Genomic DNA, 23469 nt, shown 5'->3' with positions numbered 1-23469 from the left:
TTAAAAACGCATCCCGAATCCGGCATAGGCCAGAATTGGATTGACTTCAATATCAGCTTTGGAGCGAATCAGTTCACCTAGATTTGCATCTGTTACCTTAATCGTAGTGTCATTTTTCAGATGAGCATAAGATACAGAACCTACCGCGAACCAAGTATCATTAAAGTCATAAGTGAAGCCGACAGTCGCGACAGGAGCAAAGGCATCAGACGCTTCCAGATCAACTTTTGGATTAGCACTACTTTCTATGCCATCTAGAGAAGCGCCAGCTTTGCCTTCCTTGATGTTGGCAATCATATGACCGGCTTTAATCAGGTCCTGTTCAGTACTTGAATTGATTTCCAGTTCATTGAAATAGGCATACATGAGTCCAAGCCCGATATAAGGACGGAATTTATTGACACCTGTTTTGCCAAAATGGTACTGAAATTCAAAAGCCGGAGTCCAGGCACGTGCAGATGCAGGCGGTCCATACGCTTCCAAATCCGTAATCGGGATGTCATTTTTTAAGTCAATACTCGGTAAATCAATGCCACCTGGTATTTGAGGAATTAAATCAAGACTTGGCGTTGCCATTGCAGAGAATGGTGCATAAATCTTGCCTTTACCTTGCAAGTCGACTTTGGGAGGAATGCCGGCTTTTATTTCCAGTGAGACATTGTCGGTAAAGAAATAATTGGTCATGATCCCGAGGGTGGTGACATCATCGGCTTCTAGACCCGTTCCGGCATTATTCCAACTTTCTAGACCATAAATCTCTGCACTGCCACTTAAATTGCCAGATAAAGTTTTTACGCCTAAGCCATCGATGAGGTTAATGAAGCCGGTTGAAAGATTCGATTCCATGGCAGGATCAAGATTGCCTTTGACTGCAGCGATCGAGATGTCACCGACTTTAGCCGTTTCACCATCTTGAACTGCTGTATTGACCTCAAATGGTTGTGCTTTTCCTTGTGGCATGACATGCAGTGCACCAACTGAAACGGAAAATCGCTTAAAGCCATCGCCATCCTGTAGACTGAAATATGGGGATTCTGCATGTGCAAGCAGGGGTAGTGTGGCTAGACCTGCCATGCATACCATGATTGTCTTCATTGTTCAGAGGACTCCTTGTCCGTGCTAGTTATTTTTTTTTCTATTGAACAATTTAGGGCGTGTCCTCATTTGGCTTTACACCAAATAAACATGCAAGCAATGTAAATCATAGACTGGTAATTTCGTGCAAGCTTATCAAATCGGGTTGCAATCGCTCGGAAATGCTTCAATCTCGCAAACACATTTTCAACTAAATGTCTTAATTTATATAGATATTTATCAAACTCCTTATTCGATCTTTTACTATTTGATCTCATTGGAATGATGGGAATCATATCCTTGTTCTGGGCATATATTCTAATGTGCTCAGCATCATACCCCTTGTCAGCAATGAGATAAGTTGCCTCGCCTACAGTATCAATCAGTTGTTTTGCAACTTGACTGTCGTGGACGTCACCCCCAGTGATTTTAAAATCAATCGGTAATCCATTCGCGTCGGTTGCAAGATGTATTTTTGTTGTTCGTCCACCGCGTGATTGTCCAATTGCTCTTTCGAAACCATGCCGAGCTCCACTTGCATGTTGATGCACGCGTATGTAGCTTCCATCAATGAATACCCATTCCTGATCCAAGACGCCTCGTAATCTAAAAAAAATTTATCCCATAATCCCTTACTTGCCCAGCGATTAAAGCGATTGTAAGCAGTTTGCCAAGGGCAAAGTTCTTGAGGAATATCACGCCATGTCGCACCCGTACGCAGTTTCCATAAGATCGCTTCCATGATATTTCTACTATTCTTTGAACGGTAGCAACCATGTAATCGCATAGTATCTTGAATTTGCTGCCAGATATCATCGGTAAGAAGAGTACGTGCCATTGAAAATATAGAAATAAAAATAACTCAAAGGAGGATTTTAAGTATTTAAAACCAATTCTTCAAATGAGGACACGCCCTAGTTAAATCTCACCAATTTACACAGTTACAGAACGAGTAGTGAAAAGTTAACAGAAAGTAAAAAATACCAAAATTTGTATAAATTGTATTAATAAAATATATGGTGGTGTTTCAAAAAGTATGCTGACATTAAATGAAGCCATTATTGATGTAAAAAAAGGTTAAGTCGAAAGCTTTAAAATGGTTTTCAATCTTTTTTGAAAAATTACAACTCCTTCTAAAACCGCGCCTAATTCGATGCCTTATTTTGCAATTATTACCTTCAATACCTACAGTAAAAAATTTACCAATACTTTGCTTGCAGTTTTTAAAAGCAGTGATGAAACTGTCCCAATGATCACTTGCAATTCGGGTGTAGTGAATACCTAATTGTTTAAGCTTTGTCTTCAATCGTTGAACTGTAGCTAAGTCTCTTTTACCCCAAACATAAGCAACAATCTCACCTGTTTCTCGATGGTAGGCGTAAATAAGCCATTGTTTATTATTTTTATTTCCCACGAAAGTCCAAAACTCATCAACTTCAAGAGACTCATAATGACTTTGTTTAGGCTGAATTTGGTAGGTCGATTCGGTTAAAGTACGTAAAACTTTACCGATACTGATTCGCTCAACTTCAGCGATATCTCGTATACCACTACCTCTGACCATCAACTGTAATATTTTTCGAGTAATGCCTGAATTACATCCTAGATAGCTCAGAGCATGGTCACCAATAAACTGACGTTTACAGTCTTTGCACTGATAGTTTTGTTTCCCATCTACTTTGATGCCATTTTTCTTTATACTGTCACTGAGGCAGGTTGGACATTTGATTTCTAGAGTTATTCGCATTTCTCTATTTTATCAAAATTCAACCTGCTTTGTTTCAGCATACTTTTTGAAACACCACCAAATATATATTTATACGCCAATCTCAACTTAAAATAAGATTTTCGAATTGAATTGGTGAATGACCAAGCTTTTTATTTAGCACCACACAAATTGTATGCGACAGAATTTTACGAGTTATGCGGTGGGTTAAATGCCATAGATCTTTTGCCCTCACTTTCTGAATGTGAAAGCGATCTGTTAATTGACCAATCACTGTTTCAATCTTTCTTCTGGCTTTCATCAGTATTTGCAGTGTCTCTTTAGGTCTGAAATCTATCATGTTTTTTCTAAAGGGTGTTTGTAAATCAATACCCTGATATTCATAATATCGTTTCAATTCTGGTCTTAAATAGCCCTTATCTGCTCCCAGTAAACCGTAAATATCATTCGTAATTTCAGGTGCAACATCTCGCTCATCACAATGAGCAGGTGCAAAGGTATAACCCGAAATCATGCCTGAAAGATTAATGACGATATGAGCTTTGAAACCATAATATTTTTCTTGTTTTGCAGCACAATAACTAAAACCTGCGTATTCTTTAAAGTTTTTATGCTTTCTAGCTCTGGTATAACTACAGACAGGGAGTGGGAAGCCATCAATAAAGTGAATGTTATCTGAACCATAACGCTGAATGAGCTGTGCCATAATGGATTGACTGACATGCCACAGGTTTGCACAATGTTTACAGAAATTGGGATAAGATCCTAATTTTGGAAACCATTCTAACCAATTGTTTTTGAAATACATCCAAATATTTTTGTCTGTATCTAAACCAAGAAATTCACCTACTATTTGCATAGTGATGATTTCTGCATCAGTAACAGCAGGCGGAAAACCACGAGTTCTCAGGGGCTGAGTAACAACAATGGGATAAAGTTCTTCTATGATTACATAGACAAAAATGATAAATTCTTCAATGGACATAACTTTGCTTTAATTTCTTGGTGGAAACTAAAATAGGGTTATGTCCTTTTTATTTCAATCACTTAAAAAGTTGAGATTGGGGTATTTATGTAAAAATTATCATGAATAGTGAAGATAAATAGGATGTTCATTTTTATAAAATTTTCAATTTTATTGAAATAATAGAATAATAAGTGGGTAACATTTTTATCATTAATCTAAGTTTTAAATAATGATTTAAGCTTTCTGTTCCGGACGTGATATATACAAGAAATCAGCAAATTTTCCGCTTAAAACTTACTAGAAAAAAGCTTTAATAAATTTAGATAACCGATGGTACACAGCAGATAGAGTTTTTTTGTACAATAGCCGCATAAATTATTGAGTATTGCGCATGAGCTCCCAAAATTCTCCCAAGAAAAAGCCACTGGTTAATTTACCGTTTCCATTAAAACAGGCAGAACAATCTGCTTCAGATGAAGTTCTGGAAGATCTGCGACCTAAACCGCAGCGTTATGCTGATCGGACCTGGATGCCACCTCGTGGTACACGCCGTTCAATGGGCAAACGTTAATAAATAAAAAAGCCATGAAGTTCATGGCTTTTTTATGAGTAAAATTTGAGATTTTCTTAGCGAACTGTTTTACGCGCCTTATTTTCAGGTTTTGGCGGGGCAATCTCACGATCGCCTTTCCAGACATCAATAAAGTCTTTTTCATTGATATTATAAAGTTCCAGTAGCGCCAGAATTACGGCACCAAACAGCATGGAACCTTCAGAATTATTCTGAAAGTCAAAAATCTTGCCATTCAGGTTATGCAGAATATCTTCAATCTCGAATACACGGTCACGACCATTGCTATCGACCGGATAAATCTGAGTATTGAGCAGAATCTTGGCCAGACTCTTTTCATTATCGGTCAGTGCCAGAACATCAATCAGCTCATCTGTCGCCGGAGTAAAAATCACTGAATCCCGGAAGATGGTATGCAGGAATTGCGACGTAATTTTTGGAAGCGCTTTTTCTACAAAAGGCCGGAAAGATTGTGGAAAAATGACATTGTGGGAAATGCCTTTGAACATAGGAGCAATTTCTTCAACTTTATAGCCTGCAATGCCACAACCAACCGAAGTAATAAAATATTTAATTTTAGGATGGTTCTTGGTGTAAATCTTGAAGTCATCAATATAGTGCTGGATCTGTGAGAGAGGCATCTGTTGCAAATGCTCATTCATAGTCGGAATGGCATAACTTTGACCTGCCCAGCCACGACCAACCCCCATAACCGCCCCAAAATGCTCATAAGCTGTTCGAGCTGCACCTCCGGCATGTTGTCCAGCCAAGTTGCTTCCGAAAACAAATACCGTATTTTCTGGCAGAGATTTAACAATACTTTCATCGTGATAATGGTAAGTCATGGCTTTTTTATTCGATGTCCTGATTAGCTTCATGTTGCCTTTGAACGCTATAAGGGTCAAGGTGAAATTAATCTTTATTACCTCATCAGATAAAGCAGAACTTTATACAGAAATTTTGGCTAAATATTGAATAAGCCAGAATGAGGTAAGGAACCGAATCAAAACTTATGCTGATTCAATTTTGATAGAAAAGATTAGAACTAAAATGGTTTTAGGCTACGAAAGCATAATATTTCACTCGATTTATTTTACTAAACAGAAACCTGGATAGGGATTGAGTAATTCAATTTTACCCCCATAATAAATTGAGTCGATATCCGCAGTGAAATTATTAAAGCTATGAGTGATAAACAACCCTTTGAACTGGTGACTAATTATCAACCTGCTGGCGATCAGCCACAGGCCATTGAAAAGTTGGTCAAGGGTATAGAAAAAGGCTATCACGATCAGCTTTTGCTGGGGGTTACCGGTTCAGGTAAAACCTATACTATGGCCAATGTCATCGCCCGTGCCCAGCGTCCGACTATTGTCATGGCCCATAACAAAACGCTGGCTGCACAGCTTTATGGCGAATTTAAAGCATTTTTCCCGAATAATGCGGTTGAATATTTCGTCAGTTATTATGACTACTATCAGCCAGAAGCCTATGTGCCATCTTCAGATACCTTTATCGAGAAAGATGCGGCGATTAATGACCACATTGACCAGATGCGTCTTTCGGCCACCCGTGCACTTTTAGAACGACGTGACGCGATTATTGTTGCTTCGGTGTCTGCAATTTATGGTCTGGGTGATCCGAATGCTTATATGAGCATGCTGCTGCATGTGGTGGAAGGGGATCGCATTGGTCGTGATGATATTATCCGTCGTCTGGTCGAAATGCAGTATTCACGTAATGAACTGGAATTCCTGCGTGGTACCTATCGTATCCGTGGTGAGATCATTGATATTTTCCCAGCCGAATCGGATCAGGATGCCATCCGGATTGAACTGTTTGATGATGAAGTCGACTCCATTCGCTGGTTTGATCCTTTAACCGGGAAAATGATCCGTAAAGTGCCGCGTGTCACGATCTATCCTAAAAGTCACTATGTAACACCGAAAGACAATCTGGCTCGCGCGATTGAAACGATTCGAGATGAGTTAAAAGAACGTCTGGTCTTTTTCCGTGAAAATGACAAGTTGCTGGAAGCTCAGCGGATCGAGCAGCGTACCCGTTATGATCTGGAAATGATGCAGCAGCTCGGTTATACCAACGGGATCGAAAACTATTCACGTCATTTATCTGGCCGTCCGGCAGGCGAAGCACCGCCGACACTTTTTGATTATGTGCCTGATGATGCCTTGCTGATTATTGATGAATCGCACGTGACTGTTCCACAAATTGGAGCCATGTACAAAGGTGACCGTTCCCGTAAAGAAAATCTGGTGAATTATGGTTTCCGCTTGCCAAGTGCGCTGGATAATCGTCCGATGAAATTTGAGGAATGGGAACGTATTGTACCGACGACCGTGTACGTCAGTGCCACACCTGCAAGATATGAACTGGAAAAATCTGAACAAGTGGTCGAGCAGGTGGTTCGTCCAACCGGTCTGATTGATCCGGAAATTGAAATCCGTCCAGTCCTAACTCAGGTCGATGATGTACTGTCTGAAATCAATATCCGTAAGGAAATGAATGAGCGTGTGCTGGTGACGACCTTGACCAAGCGCATGGCAGAAGACCTGACATCCTATTTAAAAGAATATGGAATCAAGGTGGCCTATTTGCATTCCGATATTGATACCGTTGAGCGTGTGAAGATTATTCATGAGCTACGTACCGGTGTGTATGATGTTCTGGTCGGCATTAACCTGCTGCGTGAAGGTCTAGATATGCCAGAAGTTTCACTGGTTGCAATCCTGGATGCGGATAAAGAAGGTTTTCTGCGTTCAGAACGTTCATTGATTCAGACCATTGGTCGTGCTGCGCGTAACTTGAAAGGTAAAGCGATTTTGTATGCGGATCGCATCACCGATTCAATGCAAAAAGCCATTGATGAGACTGAACGCCGTCGTGCCAAACAGATTCAGTTCAATGAAGAGCATGGTATTACACCACGTAGTGCAGTACGTCAGGTGATTAAGGAAATTGATACGGGTGAAGTGCTAGATGATGAAACTATTGAGCTGAAAGCTTCGGATCAGGCCCGTGCGATCAGTGCAGATGAACGCCATATCATGGCCGATCCAAAGATGTTCGCGAAGCATATCAATAAACTGGAGAAAGAAATGCTCAAGGCTTCAAAAGAGTTACAATTTGAGCAGGCTGCACGTATACGGGATGAAATTTTACGTTTAAAAGCGCAGATGTTAAGTTAGGTCTGTGTGTAAATTACAGATTTAAATTACGTAAAATCAATCACAAACCTAACATAATGCTACAAAGTATGTCTGCGGATGTCGCTATTATAAGTACGAAATATTCATGTTGAAAATTTTGTCCTGATCAAATAGGTATCGTATGACAACTAAAAATAATCTCCCTCATGCGGGATTGAAACTTGCAAAAATTGCATTGGGTGGTGCAGTTCTACTTGGACTCGGGGCTGCAACTATGGCTTATGCCAAGAACGATTCTTTACCCACTGTAGAGAAAGTTGAACTGGATCGTTATTTGGGCACCTGGTATGAAGTGGCTCGTAAACCACTTACATTCCAGAACAAGTGTGATCGCGATGTTACAGCGACGTATACATTAAATGAAAATGGTAACGTTAATGTAGATAACCGCTGTATCCAGAAAAATGGTCAGGTGACCCAATCAGTGGGTGAGGCATACATTCAGAATGCACCTTATAACACCAAGCTCAAAGTAAGTTTCTTACCAGAGTTTATTCGCTGGTTGCCAGTGGGCCGTGGCGATTATTGGGTATTGAAACTGGATGATAATTATCAAACCGTACTGGTAGGCGAGCCTAAACGTAAATATATGTGGGTATTGTCACGTGATCCTCAACTTGATCAGAACGTGGTGAATGAATACCTGCAATATGCGCAATCTGTGGGTTATGATTTGAGTGATGTGATACATACCAAACAGACCCAACAGGCAAGAAAATAAATAACCTGAGTTCGACATAAAAAATAAATAAAAAAAAGCCTTAGCATCTGTAATATCTTGGTTACGAAGACAAAACATTTCAGAGCAAGGCTTTTTCATGGACTATATTACCGAATTATTTTGTATCTTGGATGATTTCTGCAAAAAGTTTAATGAATCTTTAGAGAAAGCTCTAATTTCTGATCAAAAAACAACAATGAAAAAGTCAGCTTTAAGTTTGTCTGAAGTCATGACCATTGTCATTTTATTTCATAAATCCGGGTTTAGATTTTTCAAATATTTTTATTGTCATATGATCATCCCATTTTGGAAATCAGCTTTTCCCAAGCTTCTTAGTTACAATCGTTTTATTGAAATTATGCCGCGTTGTTTGCAAGCTTTGAGTAGTTTCTTCCATCAAGTTAAAGGAGAAGATACCGGAATTTGTATTATTGATTCGACTAAATTGGTCGTTTGCCATAATCTTAGAATTAAAAGACATCGTGTATTTAAAGGCTTAGCTGGTCGTGGTAAAAGTAGCACAGGTTGGTTTTATGGATTTAAAGTCCATATTGTTATCAACAACTTGGGTGAAATTATTAATCTCAAGATTACATCGGGAAGTGTTCATGATGTTGCTGTACTTGAATCTTTAACCCAAGAGTTAAAAGGTATTTTACTGGGCGATAAAGGCTATCTGAGTAAAGCAAAAACTGAAGCTTTAGCAGCAAGGGGGCTCAGACTATTAACCCCGTCACGCAAGAATATGAAAAATAAACCCATCCAAACTGAAGAAGAAAAACAATTGCTTTGCAGAAGAGGATTGATCGAAACAGTGAATGATCAGTTAAAAAACTTACATCAAATTGACCATTCACGTCATCGTTCGGTGAATAACTTTATGGTGAATATTATGGCTGCTATAGTGGCTTATTGCTTAAATCCAAATAAGCCAACTTTCCAAAACTTGCTAAAAAGCTAAAATATTTCATCGAACTCAGGTTAAATAAAAGGCCAATCGGGTTATGTATAAAAAACCCTGCTTCGGCATGGTTTTTTTTAATCCATCTCTTTTTTGAATTATATATTTTGCCTTGCTATTACCTTTGGTTAGATGAATCTTCAAGCTTTATTTTAGACTAATCGTTATAATGTGCTGGAATGATCTTGGATTTGAAGCATGTATAAAGGTATTGCATTATCGGTATTGGCATCAGTGGTATTTGGTGTTCTTTATATATTCACGCCATTGTTGCAGCCTTTAGACAGTGAACAGACCTTTGCCTGGCGGATGCTGGCGACCATTCCATTTTTGACTGCGTTCATGTGGTGGTCAGGCGATTTGAGTCATATCACTCATATTTTTAAACGCATTCTCAAACAGCCTGCTTTTCTGATCTGGTTGATCATCAGTTCCCTGTTATGTACGACACAGTTGTGGCTCTTTTTATGGGGACCAATTAATGGCCGCGGTTTACAGGTATCCTTGGGATATTTCCTGTTGCCTTTAGTCATGGTCTTGGTCGGATGTGTGCTCTATAAAGAGAAGTTGTCTCGCTGGCAAATGGCAGCAGTCGCACTGGCCATATTAGGTGTAGGACATGAAATCTGGAGGATCGGTTCGATCGCGTGGGAAACGGTGTATGTAGCACTGGCATATCCGCTGTATTTCTTTATGCGCCGTAAATTCCAGACGGATCATTTGGGCGGTTTCTGGTGGGACCTTTTCATCATTCTGCCTGTCGCGATTTATCTGGGCTTTATTCATAGCGATTCTATGCAATTGATTCTTAATGCACAGCATCTGATTTTTGCGGTATTGGGTCTAGGCTTTTTAAGCGCACTGGGGTTGGGAAGCTATATTCTGGCGAGTCGCTATTTGCCTTTTGTCATCTTCGGATTATTAAGTTATTTAGAACCAGTACTTTTGGCTTTTGCGTCTATGGCATTAGGGGAGCGGGTTGAAGCTGGCGAATGGCTGACTTATCTTCCGATCTGGCTGGCCGTTGTATTGTTGGTGATTGAAGGTATACTACACATTATTGAACAACGAAAAAGACGCTTGGCACTAGCACAAAATTTAGAGCGTTATCAGAAACGTTTAGATTCTTGAATGATAAATTTGACTGAATAAACAACATTTAACAAAAATCTGGTTTTTATAGTTAGTAGATGATTTTTCAAATTTTAAATGCAAAATCATCTGACTAATTACAATTATTTTCAAAATTTATAGTGAATATATCGGATTTTCGGCCAGAGTTAATCAGCTTTTGATTCAAACTTGCGGCCAATTCCATTACAATTATCGGGTTTTGAAATTTATGCTTAGATTTACAATTAATTAGAGGACGTATCTGTGAGCAAAGACACTATCGTTGCCCTCCATGCAGAGCACCAAGGTCGTTGGAAAAACCGTGAAGAACTTGCGGAACGTATGATTGCCCTAGTAGGTCAGTTATATCGTGAAAAAAATATCGTAGCTACAGTTTACGGTCGCTCTTTAATTAACCGTTCTGTAATTCAGATCCTTAAAGCGCATCGTCGTACTCGCGTATTAGACGTTGAGCTTTCTGTTGTAGACACTTTCCCAATCCTTGAAGCATTGGCAAAAGTGGAAAACATCGGTACTGCTGAAATTGATCTAGGCAAACTTGCTGTTGAATTCAAAGCGAAAGGTGGTGATGTTAACGCATTCGTTGCTGATGCTGTGAAATCACTTGAAGGCAATGCAACTTCTGTAGAAGGTAAAGACGTTGTGCTTTACGGTTTCGGTCGTATCGGTCGTATCCTTGCCCGTTTGATGATCAGCCAGTCAGGTCTAGGCCGTGGCTTGAACCTGAAAGCAATCGTAGTTCGTAAATCATCTGACGGTGACCTTGAAAAACGTGCGTCTTTATTACGTCGTGACTCAATCCATGGTCCATTCGCGGGTACGATTTCTGTAGATGAAGAAAACGAAGCAATTATTGCAAACGGTCAGTTCATCAAAGTGATCTATGCATCTAATCCATCTGAAGTGGATTACACTGCATACGGTATCGAAAATGCATTAGTGATCGATAACACTGGTAAATGGCGTGATGCTGAAGGTCTTGCTCAACACCTTAAATGCCCAGGTGCTGCCCGTGTAATTCTGACTGCACCTGGTAAAGGTGACATGAAGAACGTTGTATTTGGTGTGAACCAGGCTGACATCCTTGATGAAGATCAAATCATCTCTGCTGCAAGCTGTACAACCAATGCGATCACTCCAACATTGAAAGTGTTAAACGACAAATACACAGTGATCAATGGTCACGTTGAAACAGTTCACTCGTTCACAAACGACCAGAACCTGATCGACAACTACCACAAAGCTGACCGTCGTGGCCGTGCTGCAACATTGAACATGGTCATCACTGAAACTGGTGCTGCTAAAGCAGTTGCGAAAGCACTTCCTGCACTGAAAGGCAAGTTGACTGGTAACTCTGTACGTGTTCCTACACCAAACGTATCTCTTGCGATCCTGAACCTGACTTTAGATAAAGAAGTTGATCGTGATGAAGTGAATGAATACATTCGCCAAATCTCAATCAATTCTAACCTTCAAGGTCAAATCGGTTATACAAACTCTACTGAAGTTGTATCTTCTGACTTTATCGGTTCGCGTACTGCAGGTGTATTCGACGCTCAAGCGACTATCACTTCAGGCAACCGTTTAACTTGCTACGTTTGGTATGACAACGAAGTAGGTTATAGCTGCCAGGTACTTCGCATTGCTGAACAAATGGGCGGCGTAAGCTATCCAAAAGTTCCTGCTGAAACAAATGCATAATTTGTAGAAGTGATCTAAAAAAGAGCCTCTTTTGAGGCTCTTTTTTATTGTGGAAGATAAAGGTGGCAAATCAGCTTTATAAAACTATTGCATTAATTGATGGAAAATTCACCTTGATACGTCCATATGAATCTGTTAACTTACAAATGGTAAGTACATAATAATAGTAAGTAATAACTAAAAACTGTGATCAAGAAAGGAACTTTTCAATGACCAAGTATGCAATCAGTCCATTGTTGGGACAGGTGCTATCTAATGAATGTTCATCCCGTGAAATACTGGAACATCTCACCAATAAATGGTCAGTGCTGGTATTGCGCTGTTTAAGTGAGGGTGTACATCGTTTTAGTGAGCTGAAGCAGCGAATTGAAGGGATCAGTGAAAAGATGCTTGCACAAACCTTAAAAATGCTGGAGCAGGACGGTTTTATTTTAAGAACGGTATATCCGATTGTACCCCCTAAAGTGGAATATCAATTGACCATTACTGGTTCGCAAGCGGCAGAAAAAATAAATTATTTGATTGGCTGGGTAGAGCGGAGTTTGCCAGAGATTTTGGAAAATAAAGAGCGTGTTGCTAAATAAAACTTAAATTGCTTTTGGGGAAGCAATAAATGGATAAATCAGAAAATTTAGTTGCTCGATTATTGGCAGTGTACGCAATTATCCTAACTTTATGCATCGCTATTTATGCGATCTTTCAACTTTTAGAAGTTGATCTCACTTTAGCGACTAATCTTTTACTTTGGTCAGCTGCAATCTTTGCTCCAATAGCCGTATTAATGACTTATACAAGCTGGAGAGAGCAGAAAGGGAGTGAAATTCTATCTAGTATGTCTAAAGATAATTATGCATCTTTGCTTGCATTAGAGAGTCATTTGATAGATGTAGCAAATAGCGTGAAATATCAATTTAAATCATGGCAATTAAGTGAAAATAGAGAAAAACTTTTTAATAACCAGTATCTTTTTGAAATTGAAAAATTAAAAGATCGAACGTCTTCACTCAAAAAAAATCTGGATATGATAGTTCGGTATCAAAAGGAAAATATAGAATTAAAGACATTGGTAAATAATTTTAATTCTGAATGTGAGTTGGTGAATGAAGGTATAAAAGGGCTCTGTGATCATATTGGAACATATGGTAACGATGATACTTACTTTAAAGCTAATTATTTAAAATAGGACTTACGCACTATTATTTATAGATTCTCTGTGGCAGCAGATGATTCTTATCGAGAATAAATTCATCAATAAAGTTCTTGATAATTGGTCTAAATAATTTCTTCTGCCAACGATATACATTTTAAAAGATCCGCTCAAACTGGTTCTTTTGTATCTCAACATAGGCCATCAAGGCTGAGAAAATATGATTCAAAATCAGCTTGGATCGTCTTACTTGAAACTTTTCAATATGACAAACCTGTTTAATTACTCGATGATATTGTTCTATTTTCCAATGACTTGAATGTAATTCATAAAAACCATCAAAGGACAATAAATCATCTTCATCTTGATGCACAATATAAAATCTCTGCTGTTCTTTTAACTGAGTCTTAAATAATTGTACAAAGCCAACATCTTTGAGCCAGACCACTTGACCCTGATGAAAATTCGGCAATAAACGGAGTTGAAACCATTGTCCTTTTTCAGGGGAAACCTTACGGTTACTGTCGACACCAAACATAAATCGAATACCATGTTTTCTTATGGTTTTTAGATTTTCAGTCGATGAATACCAACTATCACCTGTAATGAATTGAATCTTTGCACCCCAATCGAGTACTTCACTTAACATCTCCATAAAGTAATCATTCTTGGTTTTACTTTCTGACTTATCATAAATTCGAAAATTAATTGGAATATTTTTGCCATGTTGATCTGTCGCATACAAGGTAATGAGATTAATACCCTTGACGGATCGGTGGTGTTTACCTGACCAAAAATAGCTAACTAAGTCCATATGTTGACTATATGGCTTATCTAAAACAGTATCATCAATACTGACTATAAGTTTATTATTATCAATGTGTTGAATTGCTTCTTGATATAGATCGCGAGCTGTGTAGTCTTCACGCTCCAAAAAGCGATTTACACTGTCATGCGAGATATTATAAGTCTCGGCAAGTTGTGTGCAGCTAATAGAGTTTGGTTCTGTCATGAGAAAGCCCATATAAATGGGTAATGTACAAGTTGCTGTAGAAGCATGTTTAGTTCGTCTGATCACAGATACGTTATAAAGTAGTTTGAGACTTTTTTAAATCCCTCAATGCGTAAGTCCTATAAAATATGAAAATGATCTTGATATGACAGTAGGTGAAGCTAATAGACCGACCCAAGAGCTTAGAAATTAGCTCATCAACCTTGTTTTTATAAAACTTAATAAGACAGTTGATAATTTTTTTTTGGATTACAAATGAGTTATTTTTCAAAATCAACTCAATCAAAGAGTAAAACACAATCAAGAAAATTAAGCTTAAAGTAGTAAATCACTTCAACTATAAGAAAAGACCTAACTCAAATCTAAGCTAAGTACAAATATTTTGTTGATCTTTATTTTGTATAAGTTCCTCACAATAATTTCTTGATAAATCGTCAATCTGTATCAGCTTTTTGCTTGAATAATATAAAATAATCTTAAATTGGGTCTTCTTCATGGAAAGCCCAATAAATATAGTCGAGAAATGCTTTAAAATATGGCAGAATAGGCGGTTTTTAAAGTTTTTAGAGGATTGGCATTATGCGCTTTGTTGATGAAGCAGTCATTACCGTAGAGGCTGGCGACGGTGGCAATGGCGTAGCCAGTTTTCGCCGTGAAAAGTTCGTACCATTTGGTGGTCCAGATGGTGGTGATGGTGGTCGTGGCGGCAGCATTTATATTCAGGCTGACGACGACACGAGTACCCTTGTAGATTATCGTTATACCCGTAAATTTCGCGCTGAACGTGGTAAAAACGGTGCTGGCGCAAACTGTGCTGGTCGTGGTGGCGAATCAGTTATTTTAAAAGTTCCTGTGGGAACAACTATCGTCGATTCTGAATCTGGCGATATTATTGGAGATCTGGTTGAAGACGGCCAGAAAGTATTAGTGGCACATGGCGGCCAAGGTGGTTTGGGTAATACCCACTTCAAATCATCAACCAACCGTTCTCCGCGTAAATGTACGCATGGTACCAAAGGCGAATTCCGTGAAATCCGTCTTGAGCTGAAAGTGCTGGCTGATGTTGGCTTGCTCGGCATGCCAAACGCAGGTAAATCAACCTTTATCCGTGCAGTTTCTGCTGCAAAACCAAAAGTGGCGGATTATCCATTCACAACCATGGTGCCTAACTTAGGTGTAGTGGATGCGGATCGTCACCGTTCATTTGTAATGGCGGATATTCCAGGTCTGATCGAAGGTGCGGCAGAAGGTGCAGGTCTCGGGATTCGCTTCCTGAAACATTTGGCACGTACCCGTATTCTGCTTCACATTGTAGATGTTCAACCGATTGACGGTTCAGATCCAGCTTACAATGCCAAAGCGATTTTGAATGAGTTGCAAAAATTCTCCCCAACGCTTTCAAAATTACCAGTGGTATTGGTTCTAAACAAGGTCGATCAGCTTGCTGTAGAAACTCGTGACGAATGGTGTAATCACATTCTGGAAGAATTGCAGTGGGAAGGTCCTGTCTTTAAAACTTCAGGCTTAACGGCTGAAGGCACTAAAGATGTGGTGTATTACCTGATGGATCAAATCGAGCAGCAACGCGAACGCGAAGTTGAAGATCCTGAATACGCAGCAGAGATGAAAGAATTCCGTGATCAGCTTGAAGCTGAAACACGTGAACAAACGATTGCTGCGAAAGAAGCTTATCGTGAAATGCGTCGCGCTCAACGTCTGGGTGGCGATGACTTTGATGATGAAGATGATGACGACAGCGACGTAGAAGTATATTACGTACGTTAATCTTTTAAAGATAAGTCTGAGGACAAGATGATAGAAGTGGTAGATGGGCAACGTCAGCTCAAGGGTTGTAAACGAATCGTTGTTAAAATCGGATCATCTTTACTCACAGCAAACGGGCAAGGTTTAGATTTAGATGCGATCTCGCATTGGGCAGGACAAATCGCGGATCTACACAATGCCGGACACGAGATTATTCTCGTTTCTTCCGGAGCTGTGGCTGAAGGTATGGTTCGAATGAAACTTGAGAATCGACCCACCGATCTACCCAGTCTTCAGGCTTGTGCTGCCATTGGTCAAATGGGTTTAATCCAGACCTGGTCAAGTGTACTGGAAAAACACAGCATTCAAACCGCTCAGGTATTATTGACTCATGATGATCTGGCAGACCGTCGTCGCTATCTCAACTCTTGTGATGCTTTGCAACACCTGATTGACTGGCATGTGATTCCAGTCATTAATGAAAATGACACGGTTTCTACTGATGAAATCCGCTTTGGTGATAACGATACACTCGCAGCGATGGTCGCAGGTCAAGTTCATGCAGATCTGCTGATTATCTTGACTGATCAGGAAGGCATGTTTGACTCGGATCCACGTTCTAATCCGGATGCCAAACTGTTTCATACCGTGCGTGCCATGGATGAAAGCCTGTTTGATATGGCAGGCGGCGGCGGAAAATTTGGTCGTGGCGGTATGCTGACCAAAGTCCGTGCTGCTCGTCTGGCTGCCAAGTCTGGTTGTCCGACATTAATTGCCAGTGGTGATAGTGACAATGTTTTATCGCGCCTGATGGCGGGTGAAATGCTGGGTACGTTATTTATCACTGATGATGATCGTATGACTGCACATCAGCAATGGTTAGCAGCGCATCTGCAAACTGCAGGTCGTCTGGTGATTGATGATGGTGCGGTTAAAGCCATCAAAGAAAATCACCGTAGCTTGTTGCCTGTCGGTGTCAAAGCGGTAGAAGGACATTTTGACCGTGGTGATGTAGTAGAATGTGTCGATCGACAAGGTCACCGTATTGCTGTAGGACGTGTCAACTTCAGTTCGCGTTCAGCAGAAATCGTCAAAGGTCTGGCCTCAGATAAAGTGCATCAGGTCTTAGGTGAAGCGCGTTCTTTAGAGATGATTCACCGCAATCATATGGCGATTTACTAAATCTTCGGTCTATAAAAAATCCCGCTTTCGAGCGGGATTTTTTTATGTTTATAAATTTATTTAATCCAGCGCATCCGAATAAAAGGTTTAAACAGGAATTGATGAATACTGAAAATAAAGCTCATGATTTTATTCTCATATTTCCACCAGAGCGGTAAGCCGGCAAGATTGACTGCTAAAGCAATCAGGAGTGCTCCCACCATATCAATCGGAAAATGTATACCCACATAAACTCGTGACCAGGCTACCAGCCAAGCAGTCCAGAGCAGGATTCGTCCCAAATCACGTTGTGCTGAGAAATAATAGGCAAAGGCAATCCCGCTGAAAATACTCATGTGGTTGCTTGGGAATGAACCTGTAGGCGCATGTTCAATCAGAGTTCGGCCAACTTCCATGACAAAAGGGCGAGGTGTGTTTAGAACTGCAGATAATACCTCGCTAATCGACAAGGTAATTGCTGTGAAGATTACAGCTTTAATAATCCCGGTTTTTACTTCATGACTACCACGCAGCCAGGCAATAGCAAAAATCAGCAGAAATACATACACCAGGTCATGTGCTATCAGACTGGCATAGTTAATCATCCAGATCGAGGCTTGGTCAGGTACATTGAGAAGATGAAACAGATACAGGTTCAATTGATCGAGTGACATGAGGAGAGAGGGTTGACACAAATGTCCGTTACTCTAAACCGATCAAAGCTCAATTCATATCTGAGTTTGTATGAATTTGTAGCATTGATTTTTCAGAGAATATTCACATGATAAAAAAACCACTCAAAAGAGTGGTTCTTAAAAGTCCGAGGAATATAATGAAGTCTTATTTAAACTGAATCGCCCCATTCGCGCTGACGGTCATTTGCGATTCACCCGCCGCAACTTCCTGCTCAGGAACCGCCATATCAGCCGATGCAGATTTCATCATGGCCATACGCGGTACTGGCTGTGGTGAATAATTGTTAGTATTCAGGTTTAAGTTCACCAGTTGATAACTCGGTTTGTTCCATGTTTGGGTGAGTGCCTGTGCGCGTTGCTGGAAGTTTTTGGTGGCTTCAATTATCAGTTCGCTTTCAACTTTTTTACGCTTTTCGTCTGATACTTTAAAGTTAATCGACTGGGTCTGGAAGTGCTGTTGTAATTCAGCAATCAGTTGAGATGTCGCTTTAAAATCTTTCGATTCCAGACGAATTTGGGCACGACCACGCCATTCTTTCAATTTACGGTTGTCATTGTCATAAATAGGGTAAGTACTTTGTGCCCCAGTCTCGATTTTCACAGTTGGATATTTGCGTGCTGTGGCGATCGCCTGATTCATCAGCTGGTTAATTTGAGTGGCCAGTTCAGCTGGTTGTTTGTTGGATTTTTCAATATAAAGCACAGCATGCATTTCATCATTTGAGATTTCACGGCTGGCCTCTGCTGAAAGATTAACAATATTATAATTCAGAGATTCAGCAGGAGCTGCGAATGTGCCTGTGGAGAGGGTGCTGGCAAGGATCAAACTGGTAAGTGCTAAGAGACGCATGAAATTGTCCTGTTTTTCTTAAAATTGGCCATCTAAGCCGTTGTTAAAATATTAAATCTCAATTGTGATCTTTTTACGAAATATTTGTCGTAAGAGTGTTAAATTTTTTTTAATTTTATCTCATTATTTAATTTATATTTATTATTAATAATTAAATACTTAATGAATAATTTTAAGATTGATTACCTGAATGCCGCCTGCGCTACAAAAAACCATAAAAGAACACGCTTTTCTTTCTGCTGTCACACTGTAAGATGATGATTTAGGGGATGGATTAGCATGATGTTTTTTTTCGATAAAGATTAGGACAAAATGTGACTGAAAGTTATTTATTTTCCTGAAAAATTCGGTATCATCCGCCTCCTAGTTATTCAAATACAAAACTGCTAGCTAGAACCTTTATAAAGCGCCGAGTCAAAGGACCAAACGTCACCAGACTTATTTCTTTCACCCATATCAGAGATGGTAATTCGATATGAGCGTTACTTCTGTAAACCCTGCCACCAATTCCACAAACGAATACTACTTGACTCGCCAAAGTCAGATGGAATCGAATGTGCGTAGTTATCCACGTAAATTACCGTTAGCGATAGCGAAAGCACAAGGTTGCTGGGTTACCGATGTTGAAGGTACTGAGTACCTTGATTGTTTAGCTGGGGCAGGGACGTTGGCTTTAGGCCATAATCATCCTGCAGTCATTCAAAGTATCCAGGATACAATTGCAAGCGGTTTACCATTGCATACCCTGGATCTTACTACTCCTTTAAAAGATGCTTTTACCGAAGCACTTCTTTCTTATCTTCCAGGTGGCCAAGAAGAGTACTGCTTGCAGTTCTGTGGTCCATCAGGTGCAGATGCAACTGAAGCCGCGATTAAACTGGCGAAAACCTTTACTGGTCGTAGCTCAGTGATCAGCTTCTCTGGCGGTTATCATGGTATGACTCACGGTGCATTGGCAATGACAGGTAACCTGTCTGCGAAAAATGCAGTGAACGGTTTGATGCCGGGTGTACAGTTCATGCCGTATCCGCATGAATACCGTTGCCCACTGGGTCTTGGCGGTGAAGCCGGTGTTGATGCCCTGACTTACTACTTTGAAAATTTCATTGAAGATGTAGAAAGCGGTGTGACCAAACCTGCAGCTGTAATCCTTGAAGCGATTCAGGGTGAAGGCGGTGTGGTAACTGCACCAGTAAAATGGTTGCAAAAAATCCGTGAAGTGACTGAAAAACACAACATCGTGTTGATTCTTGATGAAGTTCAGGCTGGTTTTGCGCGTTCAGGCAAAATGTTTGCATTCGAACACGCAGGGATTGAACCTGATGTCGTAGTGATGTCTAAAGCCGTAGGTGGTAGCTTGCCGCTTGCCGTACTTGGTATTAAACGTAAGTTTGATGCTTGGCAACCTGCTGGCCATACCGGTACTTTCCGTGGTAACCAATTGGCGATGGGTACAGGTCTTGCAACGATCAATACCATTAAAGAACAAAACCTTGCGCAAAATGCACAAGAACGTGGTGATTTCCTGCAAGCTGAACTGAAAAAACTGGCTGCTGAATTCCCATGTATCGGTAACGTTCGTGGTCGCGGTCTGATGATCGGTGTTGAAATCGTCGACGAGCGTAAACCAGCGGATCATATGGGTTCTTTCCCTGCTGATGGCCAATTGGCTGCAGCAATTCAAACCGCTTGTTTCAACAACAAACTGTTGCTGGAAAAAGGTGGGCGTAATGGTACAGTAATCCGTTTACTTTGCCCATTGATCATCACTCAGGCTGAGTGTGAAGAAGTTCTGGTTCGCTTCAAGAAAGCGGTTGCTGAAGCTCTAGTCGCAGTTCGAGGCGCGTAATTCATGGTAGATTTTGCAGAACACCGTAAAGCGTTACTCTGCAATGATGCTGCATCTATCGCTGACTATGAGTCGGCGATGGATCAGGCGACCAAAGCGGTTGCAGCATGGTTGCAAAACGACAAGATGTATACCGGCGGTAGCATCAAGGAATTGCGTAGCGCAATTGCGTTCAATCCTTCTAAAGAAGGCTTGGGCGTACAGAAATCTTTAGAGCGTATGGTTGAGCTATTCCTCAACAAGAGCTTGAAAGTACATCATCCGCATTCGCTAGCACATTTGCATTGCCCGACAATGGTCACTAGCCAGATCGCGGAAGTGCTAATCAATGCAACCAACCAGTCAATGGACTCTTGGGATCAAAGCCCAGCGGGTTCTTTGATGGAAGTTCAACTGATTGACTGGTTACGCCAAAAAGTCGGCTATGGTTCAGGTCAGGCAGGTGTGTTCACTTCTGGTGGTACCCAATCCAACCTGATGGGTGTATTACTGGCACGTGATGCCTGCATCGCGAAAAACTGGAAAAATGAAAACGGTAATTCGTGGTCGGTTCAGCGTGATGGTATCCCAGCGGATGCAATACGTAACGTCAAAGTCATCTGTTCTGAAAATGCACACTTCTCTGTGCAAAAGAACATGGCGATGATGGGCATGGGCTTCCAATCTGTCGTGACTGTTCCTGTGAATGAAAATGCTCAGATGGACGTTGATGCGCTGGAAAAAACCATGGCGCATCTTCAGTCTGAAGGCAAGATCGTGGCATGTGTAGTCGCAACAGCGGGTACGACTGATGCTGGCGCAATTGATCCATTGAAAGCAATTCGTGAAATCACCAATAAATATGGCGCGTGGATGCATATCGACGCAGCATGGGGTGGTGCGCTGATCCTGTCGAATGACTATCGTTCTATGCTGGATGGTATCGAGCTGTCTGATTCTGTGACACTGGATTTCCATAAGCATTACTTCCAGACCATTTCATGTGGTGCGTTCTTGCTGAAAGATGAAGCGAACTATCGTTTCATGCACTACGAAGCAGAATATCTGAACTCTGCTTATGATGAAGAGCACGGTGTTCCTAACCTGGTATCGAAGTCTCTACAAACGACTCGTCGTTTTGACGCGTTGAAATTGTGGATGACCGTAGAAGCGCTGGGTGAAGAGCTTTATGGTTCGATGATCGACCATGGCGTGAAATTGACACGTGAAGTGGCAGACTACATCAAGGCAACTGATGGTCTGGAACTTCTGGTTGAGCCACAGTTTGCATCAGTATTGTTCCGTGTGGTTCCAGCAGGCTATCCAGCTGAGTTTGTCGATGCCTTGAACCAGAACGTCGCAGATGAACTGTTTGCGCGTGGTGAAGCGAACATTGGCGTCACCAAAGTCGGTCAGGTTCAATCTCTGAAAATGACCACTTTGAGTCCGGTTGCAACACTTGATAATGTGAAGAACCTGTTGGCACTGGTGCTTGCAGAAGCGGATCGTATCAAGGATTCAATTGCTGATGGTACTTATACACCGCCAATCGCATAAGCTGTGATGGTGTGAAAAAGGAGATCGTTAAGATCTCCTTTTTTATTGGAATTTGGCTGATACACAGATAATGATTTTTAAATAAAATTAAGCTGCAAATAAAGGACTAAAGCCTTTTTTCCTTAACAGTTTGCGGTACATGCTGGAGCTGCGATCTGCCGGGAAATGTGCTTCCAGAGATAAGTCCAGTGGTAAAAACTCAGGCTTCTGATTTTCGACAATCAGACGATCTTCTTCAAAAATCTTCAGATTAAAATCATAGGCTTCTTCGACGGGTAAGTCTTTATCATAATTACGACAGATAGGAGCAAACAGTCGGGTCTGACGGGCGGTCATCGGTGAAGCAGCATTCATAATCACCTGTTTGGCATCATTAGGGAAATGGATGGTCAGGGTCGCGGTAAAGGGCAGACTAATTTCAAAATGTCGTAGCCATTTAAAATCTTCCTGACCACGCTGATCTAACCCAATCGGATAACGGCCAACACTGCTGATATAGTCGGCACTGAAACCATATTCAGTTTCTATTGTGGTGTAATTCGGGACTTCAACATCATTCGGATCACCAAAGGTATCCGGATGTACCCAGGCAAAATGGGCTACATCAATAAAGCCTTCTAGCTGTCTGCCAGCAAAACATTTGATGTCGACTTGTGGGCAAACCAGTTGCTGATAATCTGCATCGTTCCAATAAGGCATCATTGGAATATTCGGTTCAGCGTCTTTGTCAGCTGTCAGTGAACACCAGATCAGACCATAACGTTCAACCGCGGCATAAGCCCGTAAATGAAACCGATCTGAAATTTTATGCTGTGGATGTGCAGGGATACGGTTACATTTACCTTGTGTACCAAAACGCAAGCCATGATAAGGACAGACGACGCCTTGACCATCATTTTTTCCCAGACTTAAGGGCACACCACGATGCGGGCAGGCATCTTTGGCCACGATCAGTTCATCCTGCATCTTGTAAATAACCAGTGGCATATCTAGCAACATTGTTCCTAGCGGCTGTTCAGAGACATCACGCGCTAAGGCCACTGGATACCAATATTGAGCCAGGAGATGCCAGTCAAGTTCTTCAAATGTCATGTGAATCGGTAAATCGGGATTGAAAACTGGAATGGTTGTGCTGTTCATGGTGCTATCACTGTAATTCTTTATTTCAATATAGACCAATGTGATGTTCTACGAAATTTCAAAGATCAGGACATCCTGTTGCATAAATTCGAACAGGATGTAAGGAAGAATGAGCTATAGGCAAAAAAATTAAAGGAAGCGATATTTGAAGCGCTTAGAAGCATTCTGAAAGATGCTTATTCTATTTTTCATGCACAAAATGTGCATTCAGGACTTTATGCCTAATGTGATAT

The 23469-nt window shown here is 40.8% G+C and carries 20 protein-coding genes and 1 pseudogene; 12 read left to right on the top strand and 9 right to left on the bottom strand.

Annotated elements, in window-relative coordinates; genetic code table 11:
• From C3F22_RS08850 to C3F22_RS08835, 4 genes are all read right to left on the bottom strand, one after another.
• Positions 1-1095 (bottom strand): OmpW/AlkL family protein, encoded by a 1095-nt coding sequence (locus C3F22_RS08850; RefSeq protein WP_104426338.1) that lies wholly within the window; start codon positions 1093-1095, stop codon positions 1-3.
• Positions 1096-1160: 65 nt separating this feature from the next.
• A protein-coding gene (locus C3F22_RS08845; RefSeq protein ID WP_414629817.1) for an IS5 family transposase occupies positions 1161-1912 on the bottom strand; the annotation gives its coding sequence in 2 pieces (ribosomal slippage) (positions 1161-1678 and positions 1678-1912; 753 coding nt in all).
• A gap of 207 nt (positions 1913-2119) precedes the next feature.
• The gene (locus C3F22_RS08840; RefSeq protein ID WP_001223318.1) at positions 2120-2821 is read right to left on the bottom strand and encodes an IS1-like element ISPa14 family transposase; all 702 of its coding nucleotides are present in this window, start codon (positions 2819-2821) and stop codon (positions 2120-2122) included.
• Between the two features lie 82 nt (positions 2822-2903).
• The gene (locus C3F22_RS08835; protein ID WP_004282326.1) at positions 2904-3785 is read right to left on the bottom strand and encodes an IS982-like element ISAba9 family transposase; all 882 of its coding nucleotides are present in this window, start codon (positions 3783-3785) and stop codon (positions 2904-2906) included.
• 373 nt (positions 3786-4158) lie between these two features.
• Here C3F22_RS08835 and C3F22_RS08830 point away from each other — a divergent pair, with 373 nt between their 5' ends.
• Entirely contained in the window at positions 4159-4338 is a 180-nt protein-coding gene (locus tag C3F22_RS08830) for a hypothetical protein (RefSeq protein ID WP_004782731.1), read from the top strand.
• A gap of 56 nt (positions 4339-4394) precedes the next feature.
• Here the strand turns inward: C3F22_RS08830 and C3F22_RS08825 are convergent, their stop codons facing one another.
• Complete coding sequence (locus C3F22_RS08825) at positions 4395-5183, bottom strand: hypothetical protein (RefSeq protein ID WP_034580895.1); 789 nt, start codon at positions 5181-5183, stop codon at positions 4395-4397.
• Between the two features lie 339 nt (positions 5184-5522).
• Between C3F22_RS08825 and uvrB the strand changes: the two genes are divergently transcribed.
• From uvrB to C3F22_RS18540, 7 genes are all read left to right on the top strand, one after another.
• Positions 5523-7544: an excinuclease ABC subunit UvrB gene (gene uvrB / locus C3F22_RS08820; protein ID WP_104426336.1), complete on the top strand. Its 2022-nt coding sequence runs from the start codon at positions 5523-5525 to the stop codon at positions 7542-7544.
• A 142-nt stretch (positions 7545-7686) separates the two neighbouring features.
• Positions 7687-8286 (top strand): lipocalin family protein, encoded by a 600-nt coding sequence (locus C3F22_RS08815; protein ID WP_104426335.1) that lies wholly within the window; start codon positions 7687-7689, stop codon positions 8284-8286.
• Between the two features lie 97 nt (positions 8287-8383).
• Complete coding sequence (locus C3F22_RS08810) at positions 8384-9247, top strand: IS982 family transposase (protein WP_004729973.1); 864 nt, start codon at positions 8384-8386, stop codon at positions 9245-9247.
• 198 nt (positions 9248-9445) lie between these two features.
• Positions 9446-10378, top strand: coding sequence for an EamA family transporter RarD (rarD, locus tag C3F22_RS08805; protein ID WP_005234915.1), 933 nt, complete (start codon positions 9446-9448; stop codon positions 10376-10378).
• A 246-nt stretch (positions 10379-10624) separates the two neighbouring features.
• On the top strand, positions 10625-12082 hold the full coding sequence (locus tag C3F22_RS08800) for a glyceraldehyde-3-phosphate dehydrogenase (protein WP_004782721.1): 1458 nt from the start codon (positions 10625-10627) through the stop codon (positions 12080-12082).
• Between the two features lie 209 nt (positions 12083-12291).
• The gene (locus C3F22_RS08795) at positions 12292-12666 is read left to right on the top strand and encodes a winged helix-turn-helix transcriptional regulator (RefSeq protein WP_005234916.1); all 375 of its coding nucleotides are present in this window, start codon (positions 12292-12294) and stop codon (positions 12664-12666) included.
• A gap of 29 nt (positions 12667-12695) precedes the next feature.
• On the top strand, positions 12696-13265 hold the full coding sequence (locus tag C3F22_RS18540) for a hypothetical protein (protein WP_228203527.1): 570 nt from the start codon (positions 12696-12698) through the stop codon (positions 13263-13265).
• Between the two features lie 13 nt (positions 13266-13278).
• Here C3F22_RS18540 and C3F22_RS08785 read toward each other — a convergent pair.
• Positions 13279-14307 (bottom strand): annotated as a pseudogene (locus tag C3F22_RS08785) (transposase).
• 513 nt (positions 14308-14820) lie between these two features.
• Here C3F22_RS08785 and cgtA point away from each other — a divergent pair.
• A complete protein-coding gene (gene cgtA, locus C3F22_RS08780; RefSeq protein ID WP_104426334.1) occupies positions 14821-16026 on the top strand; it encodes an Obg family GTPase CgtA in 1206 nt (401 codons plus the stop codon).
• A 27-nt stretch (positions 16027-16053) separates the two neighbouring features.
• Entirely contained in the window at positions 16054-17187 is a 1134-nt protein-coding gene (proB, locus tag C3F22_RS08775; protein ID WP_005234922.1) for a glutamate 5-kinase, read from the top strand.
• A gap of 56 nt (positions 17188-17243) precedes the next feature.
• On the opposite strand, the gene C3F22_RS08770 is transcribed toward proB, so the two are convergent.
• The gene (locus C3F22_RS08770) at positions 17244-17840 is read right to left on the bottom strand and encodes a phosphatase PAP2 family protein (RefSeq protein WP_104426333.1); all 597 of its coding nucleotides are present in this window, start codon (positions 17838-17840) and stop codon (positions 17244-17246) included.
• Between the two features lie 166 nt (positions 17841-18006).
• Positions 18007-18711, bottom strand: coding sequence for an SIMPL domain-containing protein (locus tag C3F22_RS08765; protein WP_104426332.1), 705 nt, complete (start codon positions 18709-18711; stop codon positions 18007-18009).
• Between the two features lie 475 nt (positions 18712-19186).
• On the opposite strand from C3F22_RS08765, the gene C3F22_RS08760 reads away from it, so the two are divergent.
• Positions 19187-20560 carry a diaminobutyrate--2-oxoglutarate transaminase gene (locus C3F22_RS08760; RefSeq protein ID WP_005234927.1) on the top strand — a complete coding sequence of 458 codons (1374 nt, stop codon included), beginning with the start codon at positions 19187-19189 and terminating at the stop codon, positions 20558-20560.
• Positions 20561-20563: 3 nt separating this feature from the next.
• On the top strand, positions 20564-22096 hold the full coding sequence (locus C3F22_RS08755; protein ID WP_104426331.1) for a pyridoxal phosphate-dependent decarboxylase family protein: 1533 nt from the start codon (positions 20564-20566) through the stop codon (positions 22094-22096).
• A gap of 87 nt (positions 22097-22183) precedes the next feature.
• Here C3F22_RS08755 and C3F22_RS08750 read toward each other — a convergent pair whose 3' ends face one another.
• Complete coding sequence (locus C3F22_RS08750) at positions 22184-23236, bottom strand: aromatic ring-hydroxylating oxygenase subunit alpha (RefSeq protein WP_104426330.1); 1053 nt, start codon at positions 23234-23236, stop codon at positions 22184-22186.
• Between the last annotated feature and the right edge of the window lie 233 nt (positions 23237-23469).

This window comes from Acinetobacter sp. ACNIH1 (genome assembly GCF_002934695.1).
Classification (GTDB): Bacteria; Pseudomonadota; Gammaproteobacteria; order Pseudomonadales; family Moraxellaceae; genus Acinetobacter; species Acinetobacter variabilis.
This window is presented reverse-complemented; position numbering and strand designations above follow the sequence as displayed.